Origin of the sequence: Polaribacter marinus (assembly GCF_022662535.1) — a bacterium.
Lineage (GTDB): Bacteria > Bacteroidota > Bacteroidia > Flavobacteriales > Flavobacteriaceae > Polaribacter > Polaribacter marinus.
Map to the genome: position 1 here is coordinate 221,106 of NZ_JAKQYM010000001.1, position 25,948 is coordinate 247,053.

The 25,948-nt window shown below is 29.0% G+C and carries 21 protein-coding genes; 16 read left to right on the plus strand and 5 right to left on the minus strand.

Going from position 1 to position 25,948, the window contains the following annotated elements; all coding sequences use genetic code 11:
- Nucleotides 1–155: 155 nt before the first annotated feature.
- From MC378_RS00985 to gap, 3 genes are all read left to right on the plus strand, one after another.
- Nucleotides 156–4,568: a translocation/assembly module TamB domain-containing protein gene (locus tag MC378_RS00985; protein ID WP_242176842.1), complete on the plus strand. Its 4,413-nt coding sequence runs from the start codon at nucleotides 156–158 to the stop codon at nucleotides 4,566–4,568.
- A gap of 180 nt (nucleotides 4,569–4,748) precedes the next feature.
- On the plus strand, nucleotides 4,749–5,732 hold the full coding sequence (gene pfkA / locus MC378_RS00990) for a 6-phosphofructokinase (protein ID WP_242176843.1): 984 nt from the start codon (nucleotides 4,749–4,751) through the stop codon (nucleotides 5,730–5,732).
- Between the two features lie 24 nt (nucleotides 5,733–5,756).
- On the plus strand, nucleotides 5,757–6,755 hold the full coding sequence (gap, locus tag MC378_RS00995) for a type I glyceraldehyde-3-phosphate dehydrogenase (RefSeq protein WP_242176844.1): 999 nt from the start codon (nucleotides 5,757–5,759) through the stop codon (nucleotides 6,753–6,755).
- A 92-nt stretch (nucleotides 6,756–6,847) separates the two neighbouring features.
- On the opposite strand, the gene MC378_RS01000 is transcribed toward gap, so the two are convergent.
- Nucleotides 6,848–7,228 carry a Rid family detoxifying hydrolase gene (locus tag MC378_RS01000; RefSeq protein ID WP_242176845.1) on the minus strand — a complete coding sequence of 127 codons (381 nt, stop codon included), beginning with the start codon at nucleotides 7,226–7,228 and terminating at the stop codon, nucleotides 6,848–6,850.
- Nucleotides 7,229–7,261: 33 nt separating this feature from the next.
- Entirely contained in the window at nucleotides 7,262–9,964 is a 2,703-nt protein-coding gene (locus MC378_RS01005; RefSeq protein ID WP_242176846.1) for a putative LPS assembly protein LptD, read from the minus strand.
- A 92-nt stretch (nucleotides 9,965–10,056) separates the two neighbouring features.
- Here MC378_RS01005 and MC378_RS01010 point away from each other — a divergent pair, with 92 nt between their 5' ends.
- From MC378_RS01010 to MC378_RS01070, 13 genes are all read left to right on the plus strand, one after another.
- Complete coding sequence (locus tag MC378_RS01010) at nucleotides 10,057–11,148, plus strand: N-acetylmuramoyl-L-alanine amidase family protein (RefSeq protein WP_242176847.1); 1,092 nt, start codon at nucleotides 10,057–10,059, stop codon at nucleotides 11,146–11,148.
- A gap of 54 nt (nucleotides 11,149–11,202) precedes the next feature.
- Nucleotides 11,203–12,156 carry an MlaD family protein gene (locus MC378_RS01015; RefSeq protein WP_242176848.1) on the plus strand — a complete coding sequence of 318 codons (954 nt, stop codon included), beginning with the start codon at nucleotides 11,203–11,205 and terminating at the stop codon, nucleotides 12,154–12,156.
- 47 nt (nucleotides 12,157–12,203) lie between these two features.
- Nucleotides 12,204–13,520 carry a 4Fe-4S dicluster domain-containing protein gene (locus MC378_RS01020; RefSeq protein ID WP_242176849.1) on the plus strand — a complete coding sequence of 439 codons (1,317 nt, stop codon included), beginning with the start codon at nucleotides 12,204–12,206 and terminating at the stop codon, nucleotides 13,518–13,520.
- Between the two features lie 83 nt (nucleotides 13,521–13,603).
- The gene (locus MC378_RS01025) at nucleotides 13,604–14,383 is read left to right on the plus strand and encodes a (Fe-S)-binding protein (RefSeq protein ID WP_242176850.1); all 780 of its coding nucleotides are present in this window, start codon (nucleotides 13,604–13,606) and stop codon (nucleotides 14,381–14,383) included.
- A 2-nt stretch (nucleotides 14,384–14,385) separates the two neighbouring features.
- The gene (locus tag MC378_RS01030; protein WP_242176851.1) at nucleotides 14,386–14,763 is read left to right on the plus strand and encodes an SPOR domain-containing protein; all 378 of its coding nucleotides are present in this window, start codon (nucleotides 14,386–14,388) and stop codon (nucleotides 14,761–14,763) included.
- 10 nt (nucleotides 14,764–14,773) lie between these two features.
- Nucleotides 14,774–15,277 (plus strand): PH domain-containing protein, encoded by a 504-nt coding sequence (locus MC378_RS01035; RefSeq protein WP_242176852.1) that lies wholly within the window; start codon nucleotides 14,774–14,776, stop codon nucleotides 15,275–15,277.
- Entirely contained in the window at nucleotides 15,270–16,769 is a 1,500-nt protein-coding gene (locus tag MC378_RS01040; RefSeq protein ID WP_242176853.1) for a PH domain-containing protein, read from the plus strand. The genes MC378_RS01035 and MC378_RS01040 overlap by 8 nt, the downstream gene beginning before the upstream one ends.
- The gene (gene menA / locus MC378_RS01045; RefSeq protein WP_242176854.1) at nucleotides 16,760–17,707 is read left to right on the plus strand and encodes a 1,4-dihydroxy-2-naphthoate octaprenyltransferase; all 948 of its coding nucleotides are present in this window, start codon (nucleotides 16,760–16,762) and stop codon (nucleotides 17,705–17,707) included. The genes MC378_RS01040 and menA overlap by 10 nt, the downstream gene beginning before the upstream one ends.
- Before the next feature lie 27 nt (nucleotides 17,708–17,734).
- Nucleotides 17,735–18,412, plus strand: a complete 678-nt coding sequence (locus tag MC378_RS01050) for a metal-dependent hydrolase (protein WP_242176855.1) — start codon at nucleotides 17,735–17,737, stop codon at nucleotides 18,410–18,412.
- Nucleotide 18,413: 1 nt separating this feature from the next.
- Nucleotides 18,414–18,926, plus strand: a complete 513-nt coding sequence (locus MC378_RS01055; protein ID WP_242176856.1) for an SRPBCC family protein — start codon at nucleotides 18,414–18,416, stop codon at nucleotides 18,924–18,926.
- A 9-nt stretch (nucleotides 18,927–18,935) separates the two neighbouring features.
- On the plus strand, nucleotides 18,936–19,973 hold the full coding sequence (locus MC378_RS01060) for an o-succinylbenzoate synthase (protein ID WP_242176857.1): 1,038 nt from the start codon (nucleotides 18,936–18,938) through the stop codon (nucleotides 19,971–19,973).
- Between the two features lie 4 nt (nucleotides 19,974–19,977).
- Nucleotides 19,978–20,955: a CPBP family intramembrane glutamic endopeptidase gene (locus MC378_RS01065; protein ID WP_242176858.1), complete on the plus strand. Its 978-nt coding sequence runs from the start codon at nucleotides 19,978–19,980 to the stop codon at nucleotides 20,953–20,955.
- A complete protein-coding gene (locus MC378_RS01070) occupies nucleotides 20,936–21,997 on the plus strand; it encodes an AMP-binding protein (protein ID WP_242176859.1) in 1,062 nt (353 codons plus the stop codon). The genes MC378_RS01065 and MC378_RS01070 overlap by 20 nt, the downstream gene beginning before the upstream one ends.
- 5 nt (nucleotides 21,998–22,002) lie before the next feature.
- Here MC378_RS01070 and MC378_RS01075 read toward each other — a convergent pair whose 3' ends face one another.
- The 3 genes from MC378_RS01075 to MC378_RS01085 are packed head-to-tail and all read right to left on the minus strand — an operon-like array spanning nucleotide 22,003 to nucleotide 25,912.
- Nucleotides 22,003–22,719 carry a YebC/PmpR family DNA-binding transcriptional regulator gene (locus MC378_RS01075; protein ID WP_242176860.1) on the minus strand — a complete coding sequence of 239 codons (717 nt, stop codon included), beginning with the start codon at nucleotides 22,717–22,719 and terminating at the stop codon, nucleotides 22,003–22,005.
- A gap of 42 nt (nucleotides 22,720–22,761) precedes the next feature.
- Nucleotides 22,762–24,390: an acyl-CoA carboxylase subunit beta gene (locus MC378_RS01080; protein ID WP_242176861.1), complete on the minus strand. Its 1,629-nt coding sequence runs from the start codon at nucleotides 24,388–24,390 to the stop codon at nucleotides 22,762–22,764.
- A gap of 37 nt (nucleotides 24,391–24,427) precedes the next feature.
- Nucleotides 24,428–25,912, minus strand: coding sequence for a helix-turn-helix domain-containing protein (locus MC378_RS01085; RefSeq protein WP_242176862.1), 1,485 nt, complete (start codon nucleotides 25,910–25,912; stop codon nucleotides 24,428–24,430).
- Nucleotides 25,913–25,948 lie beyond the last annotated feature (36 nt).

Sequence of the window (25,948 nt, forward strand, 5' to 3'; positions counted from 1 at the left end):
TTAAGAATAGAAATTTAATTCTTTGTTAAATTTGCACGTTCTTTGTAATAAATGGCAATGTTTTTGATTATATATTGTTGAAAATAGGTTTCATTTAAAAAAATATCATCATCAAAAAAGCTGGAAAAAAAATACTGAAATTTCTAGGGTACATTGTGCTCTTTTTTCTGCTAATAAGTATTTTATTATCTATTCCTGCTATACAAACTAAAATAGGTTCATACGCTACCAACAGAATTAACGAAGATTTTGGCACAAACTTAACTATAGATAAAGTCGATTTATCTTTTTTGGGAAATGTTAAGTTAAAAGGAGTTAAAATTAGAGATCATCATAAAGACACTTTAATCTTTGTTGAAAAATTAAGTACATCCCTTTTAAATGTTAAGAGAATTATAGATAATGAAGTTTCTTTAAAAAGTGTTTCTTTAGATGGCGTAGATTTTTATATGAAAACATATAAAGGAGAAAAAGACGATAATTTAGCAGTTTTTATTGATAGTTTTGAAGATGGAAAGCCAAGAGATTCGCTTTCAAATCCTTTTATTTTAAAAACATCTAATGTTTACCTTAATAATTTAAATTATAGATTAATAGATGAAAATAAAAAGAAACCTATAGCGTACGAAGTTAAAAAAGCTGGAGGTAATTTACAAGATTTATCAATAATAGGCCCCGATTTTTCAACCAATATTAGAGGCTTGTATTTTAAAGATATGTATGGCTTGGATGTTACAAACTTAACTACAGATTTTACATACACTTTAACGGCAATGTTTTTTAAGAATACAACATTACAAACGGTAAAGTCTAAAATTAATGGAGACATTGAGTTTCACTATAAAAGAAAAGATTTAGCCAAATTTAATGATAAAGTTAATATAACGGCAGATTTTAAAAAGAGTAAAATTGCTGTTTATGACTTAAAGAAATTTTATAAAGAATTAAGCGGAAATGACATTATTGATTTTAGCACAAAGTTAAATGGACAACTAAATAATTTTACACTTAAAAATCTTAATCTATTATCTAGAAAAGGAATTAAAGTTAATGGAGAATTATCTTTTGTTAATGTCTTAAATACAGAAAGAGGTTTTGTTTTTGATGGAGATTTAGCCAATTTAACAGCTACTTATAATGAGCTTAAAAGTATTTTACCTAACGTTTTAGGAAAAACACTTCCTTCTGAATTTGAAAAGCTAGGTAAGTTTACGGTTATTGGAAAAGTTAGAGTTACCCCAAAACAAATGCAAGCTACAGTTAATATAGATTCAGAAATTGGTTCTACAATCTCTGACTTACAAATAACAAATATAGACGATATTGATTTTGCAGAATATAGCGGAGAAATTGAATTAAATAATTTTGATATTGGTATCTTTTTTAACGACCCTTTGTTTGGAACAGTTTCTTTAAAAGGAGATGTAAATGGTAGTGGTTTCCGATTAGATAATATTAATACATCTTTTATAGGTAAGGTTTCTGAACTTAATTTTAAAAACTATAGCTATAATAACATTGCTGCAAATGGACAGTATCAAAATAATAAATTTGATGGAAACTTAGAAATAGATGATGAGAACTTTAAAATGAAGTTTAATGGTTTGGCAGATTTATCATCAGAAATTCACAAATTTGATTTTAAATCTGACATAGAAATTTTAAATTTAAAAGAAACTAATTTATTTGTAAGAGATAGTATTTCTCTTTTAAAAGGAAAAATTGAATTAGATATAGAGGGAAACACTTTTGATGATATTGTGGGGAATGCAACCTTTAAAAATATATTATACACAAATCAAAAAAAGGAATTTGTTTTTAAAGAATTTAAAGTTTCATCATCACTAAAAGATAGTATAAAAACAATAGAAGTTGCCTCTAAAGATATCGCAAACGGTTATTTAACTGGGAAATTTTCTTTTGAAGAATTATTGCCGGTAGCACAAAATGCTTTAGGAAGTATTTATACAAATTACAACCCGTATAAAGTAGCGCCTAACCAATTCTTAGATTTTAATTTTACTATTTATAATCAAATTGTAACAATCTTTTATCCAGATATTACTATTGATGATAATACAAAGATTAAAGGAAAAATTAAATCGAATAAGAATCAATTAAGGCTTACGTTTTCATCTCCTAAAATAGATGCATATGGTAATGAGTTAAAAGATGTTTTGTTAAGAACAGATAATCAGAATCCACTGTATAACTCGCATTTAACAGCCTCAGAAGTCAATACAAAATATTATAATATTTCTAAATTTAATTTATTAAATAGAACGCAAAATGACACCTTATTTTTTAAATCAGAATTTGATGGAGGAGATAAAAACAACGAAAATTTTAACCTAGATTTTTTCTACACTTTTAATGAAGAAGGAAAATCTGTTATAGGTATTGAAGACTCTAAACTTGTATTTAAAGAAAACGTTTGGAGTATAAACCCTGATAATAAAAATACAGATAAAATTACATTTGATTTAAAAAAGAATGAGTTTGATTTTAGTCAATTTAAATTAACCTCAGGAGAACAAAAAATAGAATTTTTAGGAAGTATTAAAGGCGAAAATGAAAAAGTTTTATTAGCAGATTTTACAAAAGTAGATTTGCAAAGTTTCTTGCCAGTAATAGATAGTTTAAATTTAAAGGGAAAGCTTTCTGGAAATTTAGATTTTGTACAAAAAGAAAATGTTTATAGCCCAGAAGCCATCTTTTTGATTAAAGATTTTGAGGTTAATAATTTTAAACAAGGAGATTTAGCTTTAAGTATAAAAGGAGATAATTCATACAAAAAATATGATGTAGATTTATCTATAAATAATAAAAAAGTCAAAAGTATTGCCGCTACCGGAAATTTAGATTTTTCTGCAAAAAGACCCTTAATAGATCTAGAAGTCTTTTTAGAAGATTTTAATTTAGATGCTTTTAGTCCTTTAGGTCAAGATGTATTGTCTTCTTTAAGAGGTACTATTTCTGGAGATTTTACATTAAGAGGGTTCTTAGGAAATCCAGATATGGAAGGAACTTTAAGACTTAAAAATGCGGGGTTAAAATTCCCATACTTAAATGTAGATTTCGATTTTGAAGGAGAGTCTATCATTACTTTACAGCAACAATCTTTTATTTTAGAAAACTTTTCTCTGTTAGATACAAAACACAAAACAAAAGGAAGGTTATTAGGAGATATTACGCATCAGAACTTTAAACAATGGTTTCTAAATATTGAAATTGATGGTAAAAATTTATTGGTTTTGGATACAGAAAATACAGAAGAAGCATTGTATTACGGAACAGCATTCATAGACGGAACAGCAAATATTTCAGGCTTAACAGATCAATTGACTATAGATGTAAATGCAAAAACCAAACCAGGAACAAAATTTGTAGTTCCGTTAAAAGATATAGAAACCGTAGATAGTTATAAGCTTATATACTTTAAATCGGATAAAATTTTAGATAGAGATAAGCAAAAAGAAATTGCTAGAGAAGCCATAAAAGGATTGTCTTTAAATATAGATTTAGAAGTAACAAAAGATGCAGAAGCACAAGTTGTTATTGATGAAGTTAATGGAAGTCAATTAACCGGAAGGGGTTCTGGAAATCTTCAAATAAGAATAAACACAAGGGGTTCTTTTAATATGTTTGGTGAGTATATAATTGATAATGGAGTTTATGATTTTAAATATGGAGGAATTATTAACAAACCATTTTTAATACAAAAAGGGGGTTCTGTTTCTTGGAGTGGTAATCCTTATGAAGCAATTTTAGATGTAACAGCAATTTATAAAGCCAAAGCAAATCCAGGTGTTTTATTGGAAAATTTTAATTCTAATAGAAATATTGAAGTAGATTTAGTTACAAGAATTACAGGAGGTTTATTTAGTTCTAAACAAGATTTAGATATTCAATTAACCAATGTAGATCCTACAATAGCAAGTGAGTTAGAGTTTCTTTTAAATGACAATAATGTTAATCAAAAAACGACTCAATTTATTTCTTTATTGGCAACTGGTTCTTTTTCAAATCCAGATAAAGTAAACTTTGATGTTAACAATACATTAGCAGGTACTGCAACTAGTGCTATTTCTGCTGCTTTTTCTAGTTTGCTAAATAACCCAGATAGTAAATTTAAGTTAGGTGTAGATTATCAACAAGGAACAAAAGATAACGATTTAGAAAGATTAAATATAGATAATCAGGTTGATGTTTCTGTAAGTACTCAAGTAAGTAATAGGGTAATTATTAATGGTAAAGTAGGTGTTCCTGTTGGGGCACAAACACAATCTAGTGTTGTTGGTGAAGTAAAAGTAGAAGTTCTATTAAATAAAGAAGGTAATTTTAGGGGGATTATTTTCAATCGCCAAAACGAAATTCAATATTCTACGGAAGAAGAAGGGTATACTCAAGGTGTGGGGTTATCTTATCAAGTTAACTTTAATACATTGTCTCAATTACTTAAGAAAATTGGACTAAAAAAGAAGATAAAAAAAGAAACTAAAAAAGTAGTTAAGAAAGACTCTGTTAAATCTCAACACAAAGCTTTAATCAATTTTGAAGGAAATTAGTTTTAATCTCTATAGTTTAAAAAATACTTTTTTCACTTAAATAAGAACATCAAAAAAAACGAAAACGATTTCGGATTACAAGTTCTCTTTCCTTTTAAATAAAGGGTTTTTTGGCTAAAACGATTTCGTAACTTTTTTATTTTAAACAACTAAAAAGCAGTAATTTTACATCACAATTATATGGAGAAAATTAAAAAAATAGCGGTAATGACTTCTGGGGGAGATGCTCCAGGTATGAACGCAGCAATAAGGTCTGTAGTAAGAACTTGTGCTTATTATAGTATAGCTTGTGCAGGTATATACAGAGGATATGAAGGTTTAATAGAAGGTGATTTTATAGAGCTTACAGCAAGAAGTGTAAATAATATAATTAATAAAGGAGGAACAATTCTTAAATCTGCCCGATCTAAAGAGTTTAGAACAAAGGAAGGTAGACAAAAAGCATATGAGCATTTAAGAAAAAATAAAATTGATGCTATGGTTGTTATTGGTGGAGATGGCTCTTTTACTGGTGCAGTTGTTTTTAATGAAGAATTTAACTTTCCAGTTATTGGAATTCCAGGGACAATTGATAACGATATCTTTGGCACATCCCATACCTTAGGATATGATACAGCATTAAATACAGCTGTTGAAGCTATCGATAAAATTAGAGACACAGCATCTTCTCATAACAGACTGTTCTTTGTTGAAGTTATGGGGCGTGATGCAGGATTTATTGCTTTAAATGCAGGAGTTGGAGCTGGTGCAGAAGAAATCTTAATTCCTGAAGAAGACTTGGGATTAGACAGAATGCTAGAGTCTTTAAAAAAGAGTAGAAGAGCGGGAAAATCATCAAGTATCGTAGTAGTAGCAGAAGGAGATAAGTCAGGGAAAAATGTATATGAATTAGCTGAATATGTAGAAGAAAACTTACCAGAATATGAAGTAAGAGTTTCTGTTTTAGGGCATATGCAAAGAGGTGGTTCACCTTCTTGTTTTGATAGAGTTTTAGCTAGTAGATTAGGTGTAAAATCAGTTGAGTTATTATTAGATGGGCAAACCAATTTAATGGTAGGGCTTAAAAATAACGAAGTAATAAGTACAAGTATTGCAGAGGCAATAAAAGGAGGTCATACTATTAATATGGAGCTTTTAAGAGTTTCTGATATTATGACAACATAAGAATAAGTTTAAAGATTAAAGACAATGATTAAAGTAGGAATTAACGGATTTGGTAGAATTGGTAGATTAGCATTTAGAGCTACAGTAAATAGACCTAATGTACAAGTAGTAGCAATTAATGATTTACTAGATGTAGATTATTTAGCATACATGTTAAAGTACGACTCTGTTCATGGTGCTTTTGATGGAACTGTAGATGTAAAAGATGGTAAATTGGTTGTAAACGGAAACGAAATCAGAATTACTGCAGAAAGAAATCCAGAGAACTTAAAATGGGATGAAGTAGATGCAGAATATGTAATGGAATGTACTGGATTCTTTAAAACTATTGAACAAGGAAATTTACACATAAAAGGAGGAGCAAAGAAAGTAGTTATTTCTGCACCATCTCCTGATGCTCCAATGTTTGTAATGGGAGTAAATAATAAAGAGTTAAAAGCTACAGATACTGTTTTTTCTAATGCATCTTGTACCACAAACTGTTTAGCTCCTTTAGCTAAAGTTTTAAACGATAATTTTGGTATTGTAGAAGGTTTAATGACTACTGTACATGCAACTACTGCAACTCAAAAAACAGTGGATGGACCTTCGTCTAAAGACTGGAGAGGTGGTAGAGCTGCAATTCATAATATAATTCCTTCTTCTACAGGAGCTGCAAAAGCAGTAGGGAAGGTAATTCCAGAATTAAATGGGAAATTAACAGGGATGTCATTCCGTGTGCCAACCATGGACGTTTCTGTAGTAGATTTAACTGTAAAGTTAGAAAAATCTGCTACCTATGAAGAGATAAAAGCTGCAATGAAAGCTGCCTCTGAAAGTGAAGAAATGGGTGGAGTTATTGGTTATACAGAAGAATTATTGGTTTCTCAAGATTTTGTAGGAGATACAAGAACTTCAATTTTTGATGCAAATGCAGGAATTGCTTTAAATGATAACTTTGTAAAAGTTGTTTCTTGGTATGATAACGAAATGGGATATTCTACAAAATTAGTAGATCTAGTAGAATACGCTGCAACCGTGTAATAAAATATTGGTTTGATTAAAGTTAAAAAACCTGGTAGAAATATTATTTCTATCAGGTTTTTTTATGTTTTAAAAATTTTAGTTGCTTAAAATTATTTAATTGCAATCATACTAATTTCTACATTTACAAACTTAGGTAAGTTTGCTACTTCAACGGTTTCTCTAGCAGGTGCCGTTTCTTCATTAAAATATTCACCGTAAACAGTATTTATTTCCGAAAAAGTATTCATATCGGATATAAAAATACAGGTTTTTACAACATTTTCAAAAGTCATTTCAGCAGCGGCTAAAACTTCTTTCATGTTTTCCATTACTTGTTTTGTTTCAGATTTAATAGAGTCTAAAACTAATTCTCCAGTCATCGGATTAATAGCAATTTGACCAGAAGTATATAAAGTGTTTCCACTTAAAATAGCTTGATTATAAGGTCCTATTGGAGCTGGTGCTTTTGTTGTTGATATTATTTTTTTCATTTTATATAGAGTTTCAAGTTTTTGTTAATTTTCTTAAAATAACACTCTATCTGGTGGTTTGTTTTTATCCCATTTCAAATCACTTAAAACAGACGATTTTACACCGATAAAAAATGTATAAGAAGAATTTGTTCCAAAAGGAACCCAATTAAAATTAAATCGCCAGCTATCTAAATCTCTAGAAAAATTAAATCTAGAAAAGGAGAAAGCACCATTTTTAACATCGTAACCAGAAGAATATCCAACACTCCATTTAGGTGTCAATTCAATATTTCCACTAAAACCAACAGTATGGATACCAATAGATCCTGGGGCTAATCCATTATTGGTGTAATTTGCTGAGTAAATTAAATTTAATGTCCAAGGTATTTTAGACCTATACAATTCTGTTTTTTTAGTCTTATTCTCTTTGTTAGAATTGGCTGTATTGTTTGTGCTTCCAAATCTATTATTAGGGTCGATATTAGCACCCATTACATCTGGTGGGTTGTTAGGATCTCTACCTTTAGTGTTATTATTGTTTTTACTGCCTTTTGCGTCGTCTTTCTTATTAAAGTCTTCACTAGAAAGAGAGTAATTGGCCGTTAAACTTGCATTTGTAAGTCTAAAAATACCTGAATTATACTCATTAATTCTTGCTCCACTTTCATTAACTTTATAAGGATCTAAAGAACCTGTAAGGTTTACAGATAATTTATCTTTTAATAACCTTGTACCTGCAGAAAATGATACAGGAGACCAGCGTAAACTATCTGCGGCAATATTGTAAGAACTGTTGAAATTTAAGTTGTTAAGGAGGGTTATTTTTTTATCTTCTTCATCACTATCAGGATCTTTTGGAGCAACTTTAGCTTCTAAAACATTGTTTAAAGCAATACCAATAGAATTGCTAATTCCAGAAGAAGGACCACCGTAAATTCCTTGGTCAAAAACAGTATATTCTTGTAAATCAAAAGGATTTGCACTTTGTTGTACTTCTTTTATGTATTTATCTTTAAAATCGGGTCTATAAGAATAAGAGATAGAAGGTCTAAAAGTATGTCTTATGGCTTTTAATCTTCCTTTTTTAAAATTAAAGGTACCATAAATATTGGTAGATAAACTTACTCCAAAGTTATATTCTCTATAACTTTTAAAACCTCTTAAAGTATCTGTAACTACAACATTGTTTGTAGGGTCGTAATCTTTTTGTATATAATCGAAATGCCAAACTTCTTCGTAATTAGCACTTGGTGATAAAGTAAAATATTTAAAGGCCTTTATATTTGTACTTGTACTTGTTTTGTGTTGCACTCCAGAACGAGCTGTTTCAAACATTTTTTTTGTAAAAAACTCATCATCTGAAGTATTAATTAAATACTGCCCTTGCATATTATAATTAAAACCTAATTTTTGAATAGGGTTTTTCTTAACACCTCCTTTACCCGCAAAAGGGTATACTCTATTCATATTTAGAGTTAATGAAGGTAAGGTCATTGTAATTTTTTCTGTATTTGTATTTTGTTGATGCGAGGCATTTAAGCTCATGTTAAATGGCGTGCCAACAAATGTTCTACTATAATTTATAGAGGAATTAAATGTATTGTTTTGCGATTGTGAAATATTAAATTGATTTAAAGATTCTCTAAAAAATCGACTACTACCAACATTTACAGAGGCTGAAAAGTTAGAATTAGGACTGGCTTTTGTACTTTGTCTATGATTCCAAGTAATATTAAAATTATTAGCTTTACTAAAATCATCAAAACCTTTAATCCCTTGAATGATGTTTTCAAACCTTAAATTAAAAGTCCCACTATATTTATACCTATTATTATAATTAGAACTAATATTCGCTCCCCAACTACCATTAGAATAGGCATCACCTAAAACAGCCAGATCAAAATAATCATTAACCGCAAAATAATAACCTCCGTTTTGAAAACCAATTCCTCTATCACTACTTCCCGTATCAAAAGAAGGTATTAAAAAACCAGAAAGATTTTTATCACCTAAAGGAAAATAAGCAAAAGGTAGAAAAAGAGGAGTAGGTACATCTGCTAAAACTAAATTACTTGTTCCAACAATAATTTTTTTACCAGGAACTAATTTGGCTTTATTTGTAGCAATGTAGTAATCGGGTATTTTTTTTTCTGAAGTGGTAAATTTAATTTTACGGATATATATAGTAGAATCATTTACTCGTTTGGTTTTTTCACCATAAGTAATAAATTCACCTTGATTTGTTTTTAATCCATAGATTAAAGCACGTTTACTTTTAAAATTGTATCGTATAGAGTCTTGCTCAGACTCTTGATTACCTTGTTTAAAAACAGGTCTTTGTGTATAGCCAGTACTATCTACGATTCCTTTAGCAAAAAGTGTATTTTTTTTGTAATCTATAATAATAATTCCTGCTTTTAAATCTATATCAGTATAGGTTATGTTAGCTTCATTATACAGTGTTACTGTTTTGTTTTTTGCATCTTGAATTGTATAGTCTTTTGCAATGTGGGTAATAATATCTTCTACTGTTTCTTTAGGTTTTAAAGAGTCAATAGCAATTGTGTCTTTCTTTTTTAGTACTAAAGAATCCTTTTTTTGATTAAATATTGTATCTTTCTTTATTAAATTTAGGCTGTCTTTTTTAGTAGCAGGAACTACTATCTTTGTTTTGGGCTTTATATCTTGAGCAAAGCTTATTCTTATAAAAAAGAAACTTAGAAATAAAAGTGTGTATGATAGGTTTGTTTGCAATGCTTTATATACTATTTTTGTACAAGAGTAAAAATATGGCTCAATATTTGAAGCACCAAATTTAAGTTGCCAAAATTAGTTAAATTTTATTGATGCATTTTCAAGAAACACACAAATTTAATATCAAAGCAAAAAATATTTTTCTTTTTTTGTTTTTAAGCTTTTTTTTGATGAATACTTTATCGGTATTTTCACAAAAAAAATATACTATTGTTTTAGACGCTGGCCATGGTGGTAAAGATCCTGGTAATTTAGGAAATGGTTATAAAGAAAAAAATATAGCTTTAAAAGTAGCTCTATTAGTTGGAAAACAATTGGCGAAAAAGAAAGATATAGAAGTTATTTACACCAGAAATAAAGATGTATTTATTGATTTATGGAAAAGAGGAGATATTGCAAATCATGCAAAAGCAGATTTATTTGTCTCTATTCATTGCGATTCTCACACTTCTAACGCATATGGAGCAGGAACTTTTGTATTGGGTTTAAGGGGGAATAAAAAAAACTTAGAGATCGCTAAAAGAGAAAATGCTGTTATTCTTTTGGAAGATAATTACAAAGATCGCTACAAAGGATTTGATCCTAATTCAGCAGAATCTGTTATTGGTTTGTCTCTTTTACAAGAAGAGAACCTAGATAAAAGTTTAGCAATTGCTAGTTTAATTCAGAATAATTTTGCCTACAAGCTAAAAAGGTTAGATAGAAAAGTAAAGCAAGATAACTTTCAAGTTTTAAGAGAAACAATTATGCCTAGTGTTTTAGTAGAGTTGGGTTTTTTAACCAATAAAAAAGAGGGGAGATTTCTAAACTCAAAGAAAGGGCAATTATTAATGAGCAATGCAATTGCAGATGCGGTAGAAAATTATATCAGTAATCTTAAAATGAATACTGTTATAGAGAATGTTGTAGAAGGAAAAAAGATTGATAAAGTAGAGTTTAAAATACAAATTGCTTCCGGTAAAAATAAAATAGCTACAAAATCATATAATTTTAAAGGCTTAAAAAACATAGAAAGAGTAAAGGTTGGTGCTTTTTATAAGTACTATTACGGAAATACCTCACAGTATAAAGATGTGAGTAAATCATTAAAAAAAGCAAAACAAAAAGGGTATAAATCTGCATTTATTGTAGCTTTTAAAAATGGAGAAAAAATCTCTGTACACGAAGCTAAGAAATTGCAGTAAATTTAATGGTTACAACCAAAAAATATCAGTAATTTTGTTGCTAATTATCTACGTATGTCTAAAGAATTAAAAATAGGAATTGTAGCAGTTATTATAATAGTTGCATTTGTTTGGGGCTTTAACTTTCTAAAAGGTCAAGATATTTTAGGTCCTGGTTCTCGTAATTTTAAAGTTGAATACAAGAATGTTGGTGGTTTAACAAAGGCTAGCTTGGTAACTATTAATGGATTAAAAGTTGGAATGGTGAATAAAATCAATTTTAATGAGGATCCAACCAAAAAAGGACAGTTAGTTGTAAGTTTTACTGTAGAAAATGATTTTGAATTTTCTAAAAATAGTATTGTAAAAATTTATTCTCCAAGTCCAATTTCTGGTTCAAATTTAGCGGTTATACCTAGTTATGAAGGAGAAGTAGCGGTAGATGGAGATTATTTAAAAGGTTTGGTAGAACCTGGCTTGTTTACTTCTATCGGAGAAAAATTAGATCCATTACAAGCAAAAGTAGAAATGGTTTTAGTTACTGCAGATTCATTATTTAAGAACATAAATAATATTTTAGATGTAAAAACTCAGAATAGTTTAAAGGCATCTATTAAAACATTAGAATACACACTGTCTGATGTAAGAAAAACCGTAAAATCTGTAAATAGTGTTTTAGATTCTAGTTCTGTAAATTTAAGCGCTACAATTAAAAATACAAAAAACATTACCGAGAATTTATCTAAAATATCTGATACACTTGTCAATGCTAATATTGGAGATATTGTTAGAAAAGCAGAAATAACATTAGCTTCTGTAAACTCGATATTAGAGGGTATAGAAAAAGGAAAAGGCTCTTTAGGAAAATTAGTTACCGATGATGCCATGTATAATAATTTAACAAATGTTTCTAAAGAATTAGAAGAATTGCTTAGAGAAATGAAGTTAAATCCAAAACGTTTTGTTCACTTTTCTCTTTTTGGAAAAAGAGCAAAACCCTATCAAGAAGAAAATAAAAAAGAAAAATAAAATCAACTAACATATAGTTCTTATAACTATACAAATCAATAACCAATATGCAATACTTACCAAACATAATTTTTGCAATAGCACTTTTAGCAGGAATTGGTTTTTTTGTGATGAATATTCGCAAACTATCAAGAAACATTAAGTTAGGAAAAAATGTAAACAGAACAGATAGAAAACCAGAGAGATTAAAAAATATGATTAAAATTGCTCTTGGGCAATCTAAAATGGTCAGAAGACCTCTATCTGGGTTTTTACATATTATTGTTTATGTAGGTTTTATTATCATAAATATAGAAGTACTAGAAATAATTATTGACGGTTTGTTTGGAACTCATAGAATATTTCATGGTATTTTAGGAGATGCTTTTTATGGTTTCTTAATAGGAACTTTTGAAATTTTAGCAGCACTCGTTTTTGTTGCTGTTATTATTTTTTGGTTGCGTAGAAATGTATCAAAGATTAAACGTTTCTTAAGTAAAGAAATGAAAGGTTGGCCTAAAAATGATGGAAATAATATCCTATATTTTGAAATGGTTTTAATGACATTGTTTTTGGTAATGAATGCCACAGATACAATATTTCAAACAGGAGGAGTAGGAAATACAATCAGTCAATTTATAGCTCCTTTGTTTGATGGACTTTCTCCAGAAACAAATCATATAATAGAAAGAGCTTGTTGGTGGGTGCATATTTTAGGAATCTTAGTATTTTTAAATTATTTATACTATTCAAAACATTTACACATTTTATTAGCATTTCCAAATACCTATTTTGCAAATTTAAATCCAAAAGGACAATTCACAAATTTGGAATCTGTTACTAACGAAGTGAAGTTAATGATGGATCCAGATGCAGATCCCTATGCAACGCCAGCAGAAGGAACTGAAGAAGTAGTACCAGAAAAATTTGGAGCAAGTGATGTTGCAGACTTAAATTGGGTACAATTAATGAATGCATATACATGTACTGAATGTGGTAGATGTACATCTTCTTGTCCAGCAAATTTAACAGGTAAAGAATTATCTCCAAGAAATATCATGATGAAAACACGTGATAGATTAGAAGAGGTAGGAAAAAATATTGATGCTAATAAAGGAACTTTTGTTGATGATGGAAAACAATTGTTAAACGATTATATTACCCCTGAAGAACTTTGGGCATGTACAAGTTGTAATGCTTGTGTAGAAGAATGTCCCGTAAATATAGATCCTCTTTCTATTATTATGGATATGAGAAGGTATTTGGTAATGGAAGAAAGTGCAGCTCCACAAGAATTAAATATGATGATGACCAACATCGAAAATAATGGTGCACCATGGCAATACAATCAACAAGATAGATTAAACTGGGCAAACGAAGAATAAAATTAATTTTGAGTGTTAAGTTTTTAATTTTTGTTAAAAACCAATCACCAAAAACTCAACACGAATAATTTAAAACTAAAGTTATGAACGTACCAACAATGGCAGATATGATGGCTCAAGGTAAGCAACCAGAAGTGTTGTTTTGGGTTGGCGCAGCAGGAAGTTATGATGATAGAGCTAAAAAAATATCAAGAGCATTTGTAAAAATATTACATCAAGCAAATGTAGATTTTGCAGTTTTAGGAACAGAAGAATCATCCACGGGGGATGCAGCAAAAAGAGCAGGAAACGAGTTTTTATTTCAAATGCAAGCCATGATGAACATTGAAGTGTTAAATGGTTATGAAGTAAAGAAAATTGTGACTTGTGATCCGCATTCATTTAATACCCTAAAAAATGAGTACCCAGGGTTGGGTGGTAAATACGAAGTTTTTCATCATACACAATTCATCCAAAATTTAATTTCAGCAGGACGTTTAAAAATTGATGATAGAACACTAAAAGGTAAAAGAGTTACTTTTCATGATCCTTGTTATTTAGGAAGAGCTAATGAAGAGTATGAATCTCCTAGAGATTTAATAAAAAGACTCGGTGTAAATTTAACAGAAATGAAACGTCATAAATCTACAGCTTTATGCTGTGGTGCTGGTGGAGCACAAATGTTTAAAGATGCAGAAAAAGGTGATAAAGAAATTAATGTTTTAAGAACAGAAGATGCTTTAGAAACCAAACCTCAGATTATTGCAACTGGCTGTCCTTATTGTAATACAATGATGACAGACGGAATTAAATTTAAAGAAAAAGAGGCAGAAGTTTTAGTGAAAGATATTGCAGAGTTAATTGCAGAAGCTAATAATTTGTAATCATGAAAAAATATTTGTTATTATTTGTTTTAATTATCGCTTCTTGTGGGAAGAAAGAAATTAAAAAAGAAACTGTTAAGCAAGAAAACCCTATAGTAAAAGATACTGTTGTAAAATCTGTTACTGAAATTGAAGAAGTTCCTAAACTTTTTTTCACCGTTCAAATAGCTGCATTAAAAAGCACAAATGCTACGTTTAATAATATAAAAGATATTCAGATTTATAAAGAAGAAAATTTAACAAAATACAGGTTGGGTATGTTTTCTACCTATAAAGAAGCAAGAACGTATAGAACTTCTCTTTTAGATATTTATCCTGATGCTTTTGTACAAGCTTTAAAAAGCAATAAACCTATACACATAAAAGAAGCTTTAAAATAATAAACTTTAAATGTTTGTAAATAAATCTGTTTCTAGTTTTCCAAGTGTTACAGAAATAATTTTTAAAAATATCAATAAAAACTATTTAAAAGTAATTTTATTGAATATCGTTTTACTCTTTTCTGGGGTTTTAACAGGACTTTTTTTAATTGATTTTTTTAATTTATTTGAAGAGGTTCATAATTATATGTACCTGATTTATATTACTTATACAGTTGTTTTTATTATAATAACCCTTCTGTTTTTTGTTGGATTTAAAAAAAGAAAATTTGCCGTTAGGGAAAAAGATATTTCATACAAAAGAGGTATATTTTTTAAGAAATTAACAACGGTTCCGTTTTCTAGAATTCAACATATAGAAGTTGATGAAGCGCTTTTTTCTAGGTTTTTTAAATTAGCTTCTTTAAGTGTTTACACAGCTGGAGATAGTAGTGACGATTTAGTAATAAAAGGAATCACTAAAAAAGAAGCACTAGAAATTAAAGAATTTATTAGTCAGAAAATTAATGAATAATACTTTTGATTTTAGTAAATTTTCTCATCAATCAAAAAAAGGAATTCTAGTAATTTATGGAAATCTACTTTATAAGTTTTTTAGAGTTTCTTGGATTTTACTTTTTTTAATATTTAAAGATTTTTCAAAATTTACAGATCAAAAGTTAATTTATATTTATTTAGGAATTGGCCTTACTTTAATTTTTATTTTGATAAGAGGGTATTTATTATTTAAAAATTTTCAATTTAAAATAGAAAAAAATCACTTTGTTCTAAAACAAGGAGTTTTTAAAAAAACAAATACTTCTATTTCTTTTGATAGAATTCAGAACATCAATTTTAAACAGAATATTATTCAACAAATAATTAATGTCCATGAGGTAAATATAGAAACTGCTGGTTCTAATAAAACAGAAATTTCTATTAAAGCATTGTCTTTTGAAAAAGCAAAGGCGCTTAAAAGTCAACTTACATCAAGTAAAGCAGTACTAGAAAAAGAAACTGAAAAAGTGGTAGAAAAACCATTTTTAAAAATCAATCCGTTAGAATTATTAAAAATTAGTTTAACAGAAAATCACATACAAAGTTTATTAATTTTTGTGGCACTATTAATTGGTTTATTTCAGCAATTGCAACAAGTTTTTAAAGGATTGCTAAAAGATAATTTGATAGCAGATTATATAAAAGAAAGCAGTAATTCATTTCATCAAAGTATTTTTGTGTTGATTGTATTTGTAATTCTGCTTGTTTTTGTTGCAATATTAAGTTCTTTTGTAAGAGTATTTTTATTTCATTTTAATTTAACCGTATTTGTTAAAGATGAAGCTTTTGAAATTTATCAAGGTTTACTTACAAAGAAATCGTTTATTTTAAAAAAAGATAAAATTCAAAATATTACCATTTCAACGAATCCTATAAAAAGAATTTTAGGAATTTCTTTTATTACTTTTAAACAAGCTGTTAGTGGTAAAGTAAATCAAAAAAAAGAAAAACTAATAAGAATTGTTGGTTGTAAAAAAGAACAGGTAGAAAAAGTTAAAAAAATCCTTTTTAATTTTTCTGATGTAGATTTGTTAGAAAAAAAATATGCTCATTTTCATTTAAAAACAAGAATGTATTTTAGAACTTCAATATTCTTATTATTTATAAATATTGCTTTTTATTTTATGTTTACAGATCTTAAAATATTTTTGAGTAATTTTTTATTAGTACCTTTTTTTATCTTTTTTATCAATTTAATTTATAAAAAAAGATTTTATAAAATGAGTGATGATATTTTGTTAGTTGGTGCAGGAAGTATTGAAACACATTTTACATATTTACCTTTTTTTAAGGTGCAAAACATTAAAATGAAACAATCTTTTTTTCAAGAAAGAAATAAGGTTGTAGATTTGGTTTTTCAAACTGCTTCCGGAAAGATTAAACTTCCATGTATAGAAGAAAAAGAAGCAATAAAAATTTATGATTACACATTGTTTAAAGTAGAAACTAGTAAGAATTCATGGATGTAAAAAGTTATATAAAAGCAGCTCGTTTAAGAACTTTACCTTTATCTGTTTCGGGAATAATTGTTGGAAGTTTTTTAGCAAGATTTAATAATGATACTCATCCGGCAGGTTATAATTTGTTAGAAGCTTTTTGTATTCATTATGAAAAAAATTATTCAATATTTATTTTAGCAATTTTTACTACAATTGGTTTTCAGGTGTTGTCTAATTTTGCCAATGATTATGGAGATGGTATTAAGGGTTCTGATAAAAATAGAACAGGAGAAGCTCGTATGGTTTCATCTGGAGCAATTACACCAAAACAAATGAAAAGAGCTATGTTAATTACTACAATTATCACTTTAATAATTGCTTTGTTGTTGATTTACGTTTCTTTTGGTAAAGATAATTTTATATATTCAATTTTGTTTTTTGGATTAGGAATTGCTTCTGTAGGAGCTGCAATAAAATACACCGTTGGTAAATCAGCATACGGTTACAGTGGTTTTGGTGATGTTTTTGTGTTTCTTTTCTTCGGATTGTTAAGTGTTATGGGAAGTTATTTTTTGTATACAAAACATGTTAATTTGTATGTTCTTTTGCCCGCAATATCTGTTGGATTGTTAAGTACAGCCGTTTTAAACTTAAACAATTTACGCGATAGGGAAGAAGATCAGAAAAATAATAAAAACACTTTGGTTGTTAAATTAGGAAGTGAAAAGGCTAAAAAATATCATTATTTTTTAATTTTTGGAGCATTGCTTTGTGCATTGGTTTATGTCTTTTTAAACTTTTATACGCTATTTCAATTATTGTTTTTAGTTGCTTTTATTCCATTGGTAAAAAACTGTTTTACGGTAGAAAAAAATATTGTTCCCGCCGAATTAGACAGTGAATTAAAGAAAGTAGCATTGAGTACTTTTTTGTTTGCAATCCTTTTTGGAATTGGTCAAATTTTGTGATTTAGAAATTAAATATAATTTTAAGATATGAAGATTAAATTTTTAGGACATTCTTGCTTTTCTTTAGAAATAAAGGGTGTAAATATTTTAATAGATCCTTTTATTACTGGAAATTCACTAGCTTCTCATATAGATATTTCTAATTTGAAAGTAGATTTTATTTTGTTAACACATGCGCATCAAGATCATGTTTTAGATGTAGAAGTAATTGCAGAGAGAACAAAAGCAGTAATTGTTTCTAATTATGAAATAGCGATGTATTATGGTGCAAAAGATTTAAAGGTACATCCTTTAAATCATGGAGGAACTTTTAAAACGGAGCACTTTTCTGCAAAATACGTAAATGCAATTCATACCTCTTCTTTTGCCGATGGAACTTATGGTGGTGAACCTGGTGGTTTTGTTATTACATCAAAAGATAAAAATTTATATGTGGCAGGTGATACCGCTGTGTCTATGGATATGAAATTGATTCCTTTAAGTACAAAGCTTGATGTGGTTATTTTTCCTATTGGAGATACGTTTACGATGGGAGTTGAAGATGCAATTATTGCAAGTGATTTAGTGAAATGTAATAAAATTATAGCATGTCATTTTAATACTTTTCCTCCTATTGAAATAGACGTGAACGAAGCAAAATCTAAATTTGCATCAAAAAATAAAGAGTTGTTTGTATTAGAAATTGGACAAAATATAAAAATATAAAATGAAAACAATAAAAATAATTTTAGGTATCATTACCGCTTTAGTTTTGGCTTTTTTAGCAACAGGTTTACTTGTAAAAGAAACAAATTATACGGCTCAAGTTTCTGTAAACAAACCAATAAAAGAAGTTTTTAAAACATTTAATAAAACAGAAAATATTAAAAACTGGATTCCTGAAGTAAAATCTTTTGAAATTGTAAATAACAATCCAGGTAAAACAGGAAGTATCTATAAGATTGTTGTAGATAATCAGGGACAAGAAATTGAGATGACAGAAAAAGTCATTGCTTATGTAGAAAATCAAAAAGTAACTTTGTTTTTTGATGCTGAAAATATGTTAAAAACAGATGATTATGTTTTTACTGAAAAAAATGGTATTACAACCATAACTTTAAATTCAAGTTGTCAAAGTGATTCTTATATTATGGCTTGTATGTTTCCTTATTTTAAAGGAACTTTTCAAGAGCAAGACCAAACATATTTAAATAATTTTAAAGCATTTGTAGAAAAATAATTTTTTATTTTGATAAAAGCAACCTATAAAAAATACATTCTTAATTTTAAAAATCCAAGTGGTACGTCACGGGGGGTTTTAAAAACGAAAGAAACTTGGTTTATCATTTTAGAAAAAAATGAAAAAAAAGGAATTGGAGAAACAGGCTTATTTAGAGGCTTAAGTAGTGATGATGTTCCTAATTATGAAGATACATTAAATTGGGTTTGTAAAAATATTAATTTAGGATTAGAAGTTTTATTAAAAGAACTCTCTGAGTTTCCATCAATTCAATTTGGATTAGAGCAAGCTTTTTTATCACTTAAAAGCGCAACTTCTTTTAATTTATATCCATCAGATTTTACTCAAGGAAAAAAATCAATACCTATAAATGGGTTGGTTTGGATGGGAGATAAAGAGTTTATGAAAACTCAAATCAAAGAAAAACTCAAATCTGGTTTTACTTGTATTAAAATGAAAATTGGAGCCATAGATTTTGATACAGAAATAGATTTATTAAAATCGATTAGAAAAGAATTTTCATCTAAAGAAATAGAATTAAGAGTAGATGCAAATGGTGCTTTTAATCCAAATAATGCCTTGCAAAAATTAAGAGCCTTATCGGCTTTAAATATTCATTCTATAGAACAGCCAATCAAACAGGGGCAAGTGCAAGAAATGGCTAAATTGTGTGCTAAAACACCATTACCAATTGCATTAGATGAAGAATTGATCGGGGTGTTTTCTTCAGAAAGCAAAAAGAAATTGATAGAATCTATAAAGCCTCAATACATTATTTTGAAACCTAGTTTAATTGGAGGTTTTTCTGGTAGTAAAGATTGGATTAATTTAGCAGAAAAGAATAATATTGATTGGTGGATTACTTCTGCATTAGAAAGTAATATTGGTTTAAATGCAATAGCGCAATTTACGTTTACTTTAAAGAGTAAATTGCCACAAGGATTAGGGACAGGAAGTTTGTTTACAAATAATTTTGAGAGTCCTCTACAAGTTAAAAACGGAACATTACATTATAACAATTCTAAGAAATGGAATTTTAATTTATAAAAAAATGAATTTTATACAACAAGCTTACAAAGGTAATAACGAATGGTATCATTGGGTTTTTACCATCATTTTAGTTTTTATTGGTTGGCAAGTTTTAGGAATTATTCCTTTAGTTATGGTTGCAGCAGCTCACTCTAAGGACGCTACAGCTTTTATGATTGCAGCAAAAGATAGTTTTATGTCATTAGGAATTAACAGTAATTTGTTTCTGTTTTTAATGATATTAATGTTTTTTGTCGGTTTAATTTTCCTTTTTATTTCAATAAAATACATACATAAAAGAAACATAACTTCTTTAGTTACAAGTAGAAATAAAGTAGATTGGAAACGTTTTTGGTTTGGTTTTGTTTCTTGGGGAGTTATTGCTACTGTTATTATTTATTTAGGAATTTTAATGAGTCCAGAAGATTATGTATGGAATTTTAAACCCGCACCATTTTTTATTTTGGTAGCCATTTCTTTTCTCTTTTTACCATTTCAAACTTCGTTTGAAGAATTACTTTTTAGAGGATATTTTATGCAAGGACTGGGAATTTTGGCTAAAAATAGATGGATCCCATTAATTGTAACTTCTGTTTCTTTTGGTTTGTTACATGGTGCAAATCCTGAAGTTGAAAAATTGGGTTATATTTCTATGGTTTTTTATATTGGAACAGGTTTTTTCTATGGGATTACTACCTTAATGGATGAAGGGACAGAATTGTCTTTAGGATTACATGCGATAAACAATATTGTTGCTGCCTTTATTGTAACTACAGATTGGACGGTTTTTCAAACAGATGCTTTATATGTAGATACCTCAGAGCCTTCTGTTGGATGGGAAATGTTTTTTCCTGTATTGGTTTTATATCCATTGATGCTCTATGTCTTTTCAAAAAAATATGGATGGAATAATTGGTTAGAAAAATTAACTGGGAAAATTTCAAAACCTGTAAACTTGAAAGAAAACTATAGAGTTTTAGATGAAATTGGAGCAGAATAATTTTCATAAAAATTTTCAATTAAATGGAATTTCATTTGCTTCTGTAGATGAGTTGTTGGTCTTTGCTCATCAGTTTTCTAATGAAATCTACCAATTTTTAGTTGACTGGTTTTCTAAAGATGATTTTATAGTAGTGCAAACTTCTGGTTCGACAGGAAAACCAAAATCAATCTCACTTAAAAAAGAGTTGATGATTAATTCTGCTTTAGTAACGGGTCAGTTTTTTGACTTGCATGAAAATACAAAAGCACTTCTGTGTTTACCAGTATCTTATATTGCAGGAAAGATGATGTTGGTAAGAGCGATGACCTTGGGGTGGAGTATTGATGTTATAGCTCCAAATTCTGCTCCTTTAGAAAGGGTAGAACGTGAGTATGATTTTTCTGCAATGGTTCCTTTACAGGTAGAAAATTCAATAAATAAGTTGCAGAAAATAAAGAAACTTATTATTGGAGGAGGAGTTGTGTCAGAAGAACTTAAGGTAAAGTTGCAATGTCTCTCTACACTGGCTTTTGCAACTTATGGTATGACAGAAACGATTACACATATAGCAGTTAAAAAACTAAATAATAGAAAAGGAAATCCCAGTTTTTATCAAATTTTACCAGGAGTAAAAATTTTTAAAGATGAAAGAAATTGTTTAGTTATTGAAGCTTTAAACGTTGCAAATGATTGTGTAGTAACTAATGATGTAATTCAATTGATTTCAGATACTCAATTTGATTGGTTGGGGCGTTTTGATAATGTTATTAATTCAGGAGGGATAAAATTATATCCAGAAAAAATAGAAGTAAAATTATCAGAAATTATAGGGAAGCGTTTTTTTGTAGCAGGTATTCCCGATAAGAAATTAGGCCAAAAATTAATCTTAATTATAGAAGGAAAAAAGCATAATAATTTTTTGAATAACATAAAAAAAAATAAAACTCTTACAAAGTTTGAGCAACCTAAAGAGGTTTATTTTATAGATAAATTTATTGAAACTAAAACAAAAAAAATCCAACGTAAAAAAACATTGGATTTAATTGGTTTTACAAATTAGAAATTTTACATTTCCATAGAATGATAAACATGTTGAACGTCATCATCTTCTTCTAGTTTTTCTAAAAGTTTTTCTACGTCAGCTTGTTGTTCTTCGCTTAGTTTTGTGGTAGTTGTAGGGATTCTTTCAAATCCTGAAGATAAAATTTCTGCATTATTTTCTTCAAAGAAAGATTGGATAGCTCCAAATTGTTCAAAAGGAGCATAAATAATAATTCCTTCTTCATCATCAAACACTTCTTCTACCTCAAAATCAATTAATTCTAATTCAAGTTCTTCCATGTCCATTGTAATGTCTTCCTTTTTAATTGTGAAGTTACAGGTGTGATCAAACATAAACACTACAGATCCAGAAGTTCCAAGGTTTCCATCACATTTATTAAAAGCCGCTCTAACGTTTGCAACTGTTCTGTTGTTGTTGTCTGTTGCTGTTTCTAGTAGAATTGCAATTCCATGAGGTGCATATCCTTCAAATAAAACTTCTTTATAGTTAGCAGTGTCTTTGTCGGTAGCTTTTTTTATGGCGCGCTCAACATTGTCTTTAGGCATATTTGCAGCCTTTGCATTTTGTATAACTGCCCTTAAACGAGAATTGGTGTCAGGATTTGGTCCGCCTTCTTTAACAGCCATAACAATATCTTTACCAATTCTGGTAAAGGTTTTTGCCATTGCAGACCAACGTTTCATTTTTCTTGCTTTTCTAAATTCGAATGCTCTTCCCATTTCTTAATGATGTTTGTATTGTACTTTTTAGTGAATTTTTATTTATACTTGTAAAACTCCCATATTGAATTTTTTTTCAATTGGAGAGTGGTTTGCAGCTTCAATCCCCATAGATATCCATGTTCTAGTATCTAAAGGGTTTATTACGGCATCTGTCCATATCCTTGCGGCTGCATAATAAGGTGAGATTTGATTGTCGTAACGAGATTTTATTTTATGAAACAATTCGGTTTCTTTTTCAGGGGTAATTTCTTCTCCACGTTTTTTTAGTGATGCTGTTTCTATTTGTAATAAAACTTTTGCGGCAGAGTTTCCGCTCATTACTGCTAACTCGGCGCTTGGCCATGCAACAATTAATCTTGGGTCATAAGCTTTTCCGCACATTGCGTAATTACCTGCTCCGTATGAGTTACCGATAACAATTGTAAATTTTGGCACCACAGAATTACTTACAGCGTTTACCATTTTGGCTCCATCTTTTATAATTCCTCCGTGTTCCGATTTACTACCAACCATAAATCCTGTTACATCCTGTAAAAAAACTAATGGAATTTTTTTCTGATTACAATTGGCTATAAAACGAGTAGATTTGTCGGCAGAATCATTATAGATCACACCTCCAAATTGCATTTCACCTTTCTTTGTTTTTACTAATTTTCGTTGGTTGGCAACAATACCAACTGCCCAACCATCAATTCTAGCATAACCAGTAATAATGGTTTTCCCGTAACCTTCTTTGTATTGCTCAAATTCAGAATTATCAACTAAGCGCTTTATGATTTCTAACATATCGTATTGCGCATTTCTTTCTCTAGGGAGGATTCCAAAAATGTCATCTTCATTCTCTTTAGGAGGAAAAGATTCTGTTTTGCTAAAACCAGCTTTGTCGTAATCACCAATTTTATCTACAATAAATTTTATTTTATCTAAGGCATCTTTATCATCTTTAGCTTTGTAATCGGTTACGCCTGAAATTTCACAATGTGTTGTTGCGCCACCTAAAGTTTCATTATCAATACTTTCTCCAATTGCAGCTTTTACTAAGTAACTACCTGCTAAGAAAATGCTTGCAGTTTTGTCTACAATTAAAGCCTCATCACTCATAATAGGTAAATAGGCCCCACCTGCTACACAGCTTCCCATGACAGCAGAAATTTGTGTGATTCCCATGCTACTCATTACTGCGTTATTTCTAAAAATACGTCCAAAATGCTCTTTATCTGGAAAAATTTCATCTTGCAATGGTAGATAAACACCAGCAGAATCAACTAAGTAAATTATTGGCAATTTGTTTTCTATAGATATTTCTTGAGCGCGTAAATTCTTTTTTCCTGTAATTGGAAACCAAGCTCCTGCTTTTACAGTTGCATCATTAGCTACAACAATGCACTGTTTTCCTTTTATATAGCCAATTTTAACAACAACTCCACCAGAAGGGCAGCCACCGTGTTCTTTGTACATTTCATCCCCAGCAAAGGCACCAATTTCTATGGACTTTGTATTGTTGTCTAATAAATAATCAACTCTTTCACGGGCAGTCATTTTTCCTTTTTCGTGATGTTTGTCAATACGTTTTTGCCCTCCGCCTAATTTTACTTTGGCAAATCTTTTGCGTAAATCAGAAACTAAAAGTTTGTTATAATCTTCGTTTTTATTGAAGTTTAAATCCATAAAAGTATTTGTTTTCGAGTGCTAAAATAAGAATTTTTTAGCTGTATGAACTAATAATTTGCTCTACTGTATTAGCAATTTCTTTGTATTTTTCTTGTCTTTCTAATCTAAAAGGTTCAGAGGCTCTTTCTTTACAGTTTTTAACAGCACAAGTTTCGCAGGTTACACCAACTAATTTTTTAGTAAATGTATTTTCTTCAAAAAAGCGAAGTTTCTTTTTTAAATGAGGTGATAGTAACATACCAATACTTACACTTCGATTGATGTCCTTTTTAAAAGGGTCTGTTGTTGCTGATGATAAAACCAAATATTCATTTTTTTGATTTACATATGAAGATATTTGTATGCCAAATGTTGCTCTTGTTTTGCTAGAGTTTTCTAAATCTTGTATTGTTTTTATTGCAATCCATCGTCTGCAATAATGCTCATTATTTCTATTGGCATGTGGAGCTTGTTGTTGTGTAATGTGTAATTCTTTGCTTAATCTATATGTAGGTGATTTTATTTTGTGTGTAAATCGTAAAAAAAACAGGTTCTTTATATTAAAATACTTCGGTAAAATATTGGTTAATCGTTGATAAAAAGTTTCTTGTGAACAATTGTAATGATTGATAATTTGGTGTAGTTTTAATGGTTTCCATTCTTCTAAAGCAAAGAAGTTTGTTAATGCTTCTGTCAAACTTTTTCTAGGAATAATTAATGCGCCTGCAAAATAAGAAGCAATAAAATTATTTAAAACTTGATCAAAATTCTCAAATTTTATCCATGGAAAAGTAAATAATCTATCGTTTATGTTTAAAAAGTTATAGGCTAATTCTTTGGCGTAAATAAATGTTTTTTGAGCTTCTGAGATATTTTTATCTATTAAAAGGGTTTTATTTTTTGGGATGAATATATTTCTTAATTCACCAAGGTTGTCATGTTTAGATAATTCGTTATCATTAACTGTATACGCGTATTCTTCAATTAAGATTTCTTCTAAATCTGTTGAAGTTATTTTTTTTGATAAATCTAATTGATATAACTCTGCAAATCGTTCAGCATCTTTTTCAATATCATCAAAGTAGTTGCTGTGTGCTTCTTGGTAAGATCTTAGGGATGCTAAAAAGAAACTCTCTCTAGTTAAATTATAGTTCTTGGCAATTTTAATAATAGTGCTGATAAACGCATTTACTTTAGCCGGTGCGTTAGCTACAATATCAATCAAATTGTTTTCTTTAATGCCGAAGAGGTCTAAAGGAATTTCTTTTAAAATTTTAGATTGTAGAATTTCACCAATAGGTGCAAGGTTTTTATCTAATTTTAGAGAAACTAAATGATCATATGGAGTTTCTAGTTTTTCTGAAAGAATTAAAATTTTATCGGTTTTTGGGTATTTCTTTCCTTTTTCAATTTCATTTAAATACGATTTAGATAAGCCTGTTAATTTTGCTAATCCAAAAAGAGATAGGTTTTTCTCTGTTCTTATTTGCTTTAATTTTAAACCAAAAATTAAGCGTATGTATTCGTCTTCTATCATCATAAAATCAAAGATAATAATATTTAGCGAACTTAAACA

What these genes read in the sequence shown, in the direction of transcription:
- menA (WP_242176854.1), top strand. Translation starts at nt 16,760, where the DNA reads ATGGATGTAAAAAGTTATATAAAAGCAGCTCGTTTAAGAACTTTACCT.
- MC378_RS01040 (WP_242176853.1), top strand. Translation starts at nt 15,270, where the DNA reads ATGAATAATACTTTTGATTTTAGTAAATTTTCTCATCAATCAAAAAAA.
- MC378_RS01035 (WP_242176852.1), top strand. Translation starts at nt 14,774, where the DNA reads ATGTTTGTAAATAAATCTGTTTCTAGTTTTCCAAGTGTTACAGAAATA.
- MC378_RS01015 (WP_242176848.1), top strand. Translation starts at nt 11,203, where the DNA reads ATGTCTAAAGAATTAAAAATAGGAATTGTAGCAGTTATTATAATAGTT.
- pfkA (WP_242176843.1), top strand. Translation starts at nt 4,749, where the DNA reads ATGGAGAAAATTAAAAAAATAGCGGTAATGACTTCTGGGGGAGATGCT.
- MC378_RS01000 (WP_242176845.1), bottom strand. Translation starts at nt 7,228, where the DNA reads ATGAAAAAAATAATATCAACAACAAAAGCACCAGCTCCAATAGGACCT.
- MC378_RS01050 (WP_242176855.1), top strand. Translation starts at nt 17,735, where the DNA reads ATGAAGATTAAATTTTTAGGACATTCTTGCTTTTCTTTAGAAATAAAG.
- MC378_RS01025 (WP_242176850.1), top strand. Translation starts at nt 13,604, where the DNA reads ATGAACGTACCAACAATGGCAGATATGATGGCTCAAGGTAAGCAACCA.
- MC378_RS01055 (WP_242176856.1), top strand. Translation starts at nt 18,414, where the DNA reads ATGAAAACAATAAAAATAATTTTAGGTATCATTACCGCTTTAGTTTTG.
- MC378_RS01010 (WP_242176847.1), top strand. Translation starts at nt 10,057, where the DNA reads ATGCATTTTCAAGAAACACACAAATTTAATATCAAAGCAAAAAATATT.
- gap (WP_242176844.1), top strand. Translation starts at nt 5,757, where the DNA reads ATGATTAAAGTAGGAATTAACGGATTTGGTAGAATTGGTAGATTAGCA.
- MC378_RS01030 (WP_242176851.1), top strand. Translation starts at nt 14,386, where the DNA reads ATGAAAAAATATTTGTTATTATTTGTTTTAATTATCGCTTCTTGTGGG.
- MC378_RS01075 (WP_242176860.1), bottom strand. Translation starts at nt 22,719, where the DNA reads ATGGGAAGAGCATTCGAATTTAGAAAAGCAAGAAAAATGAAACGTTGG.
- MC378_RS01085 (WP_242176862.1), bottom strand. Translation starts at nt 25,912, where the DNA reads ATGATGATAGAAGACGAATACATACGCTTAATTTTTGGTTTAAAATTA.
- MC378_RS01065 (WP_242176858.1), top strand. Translation starts at nt 19,978, where the DNA reads ATGAATTTTATACAACAAGCTTACAAAGGTAATAACGAATGGTATCAT.
- MC378_RS01070 (WP_242176859.1), top strand. Translation starts at nt 20,936, where the DNA reads ATGAAATTGGAGCAGAATAATTTTCATAAAAATTTTCAATTAAATGGA.
- MC378_RS01080 (WP_242176861.1), bottom strand. Translation starts at nt 24,390, where the DNA reads ATGGATTTAAACTTCAATAAAAACGAAGATTATAACAAACTTTTAGTT.
- MC378_RS01020 (WP_242176849.1), top strand. Translation starts at nt 12,204, where the DNA reads ATGCAATACTTACCAAACATAATTTTTGCAATAGCACTTTTAGCAGGA.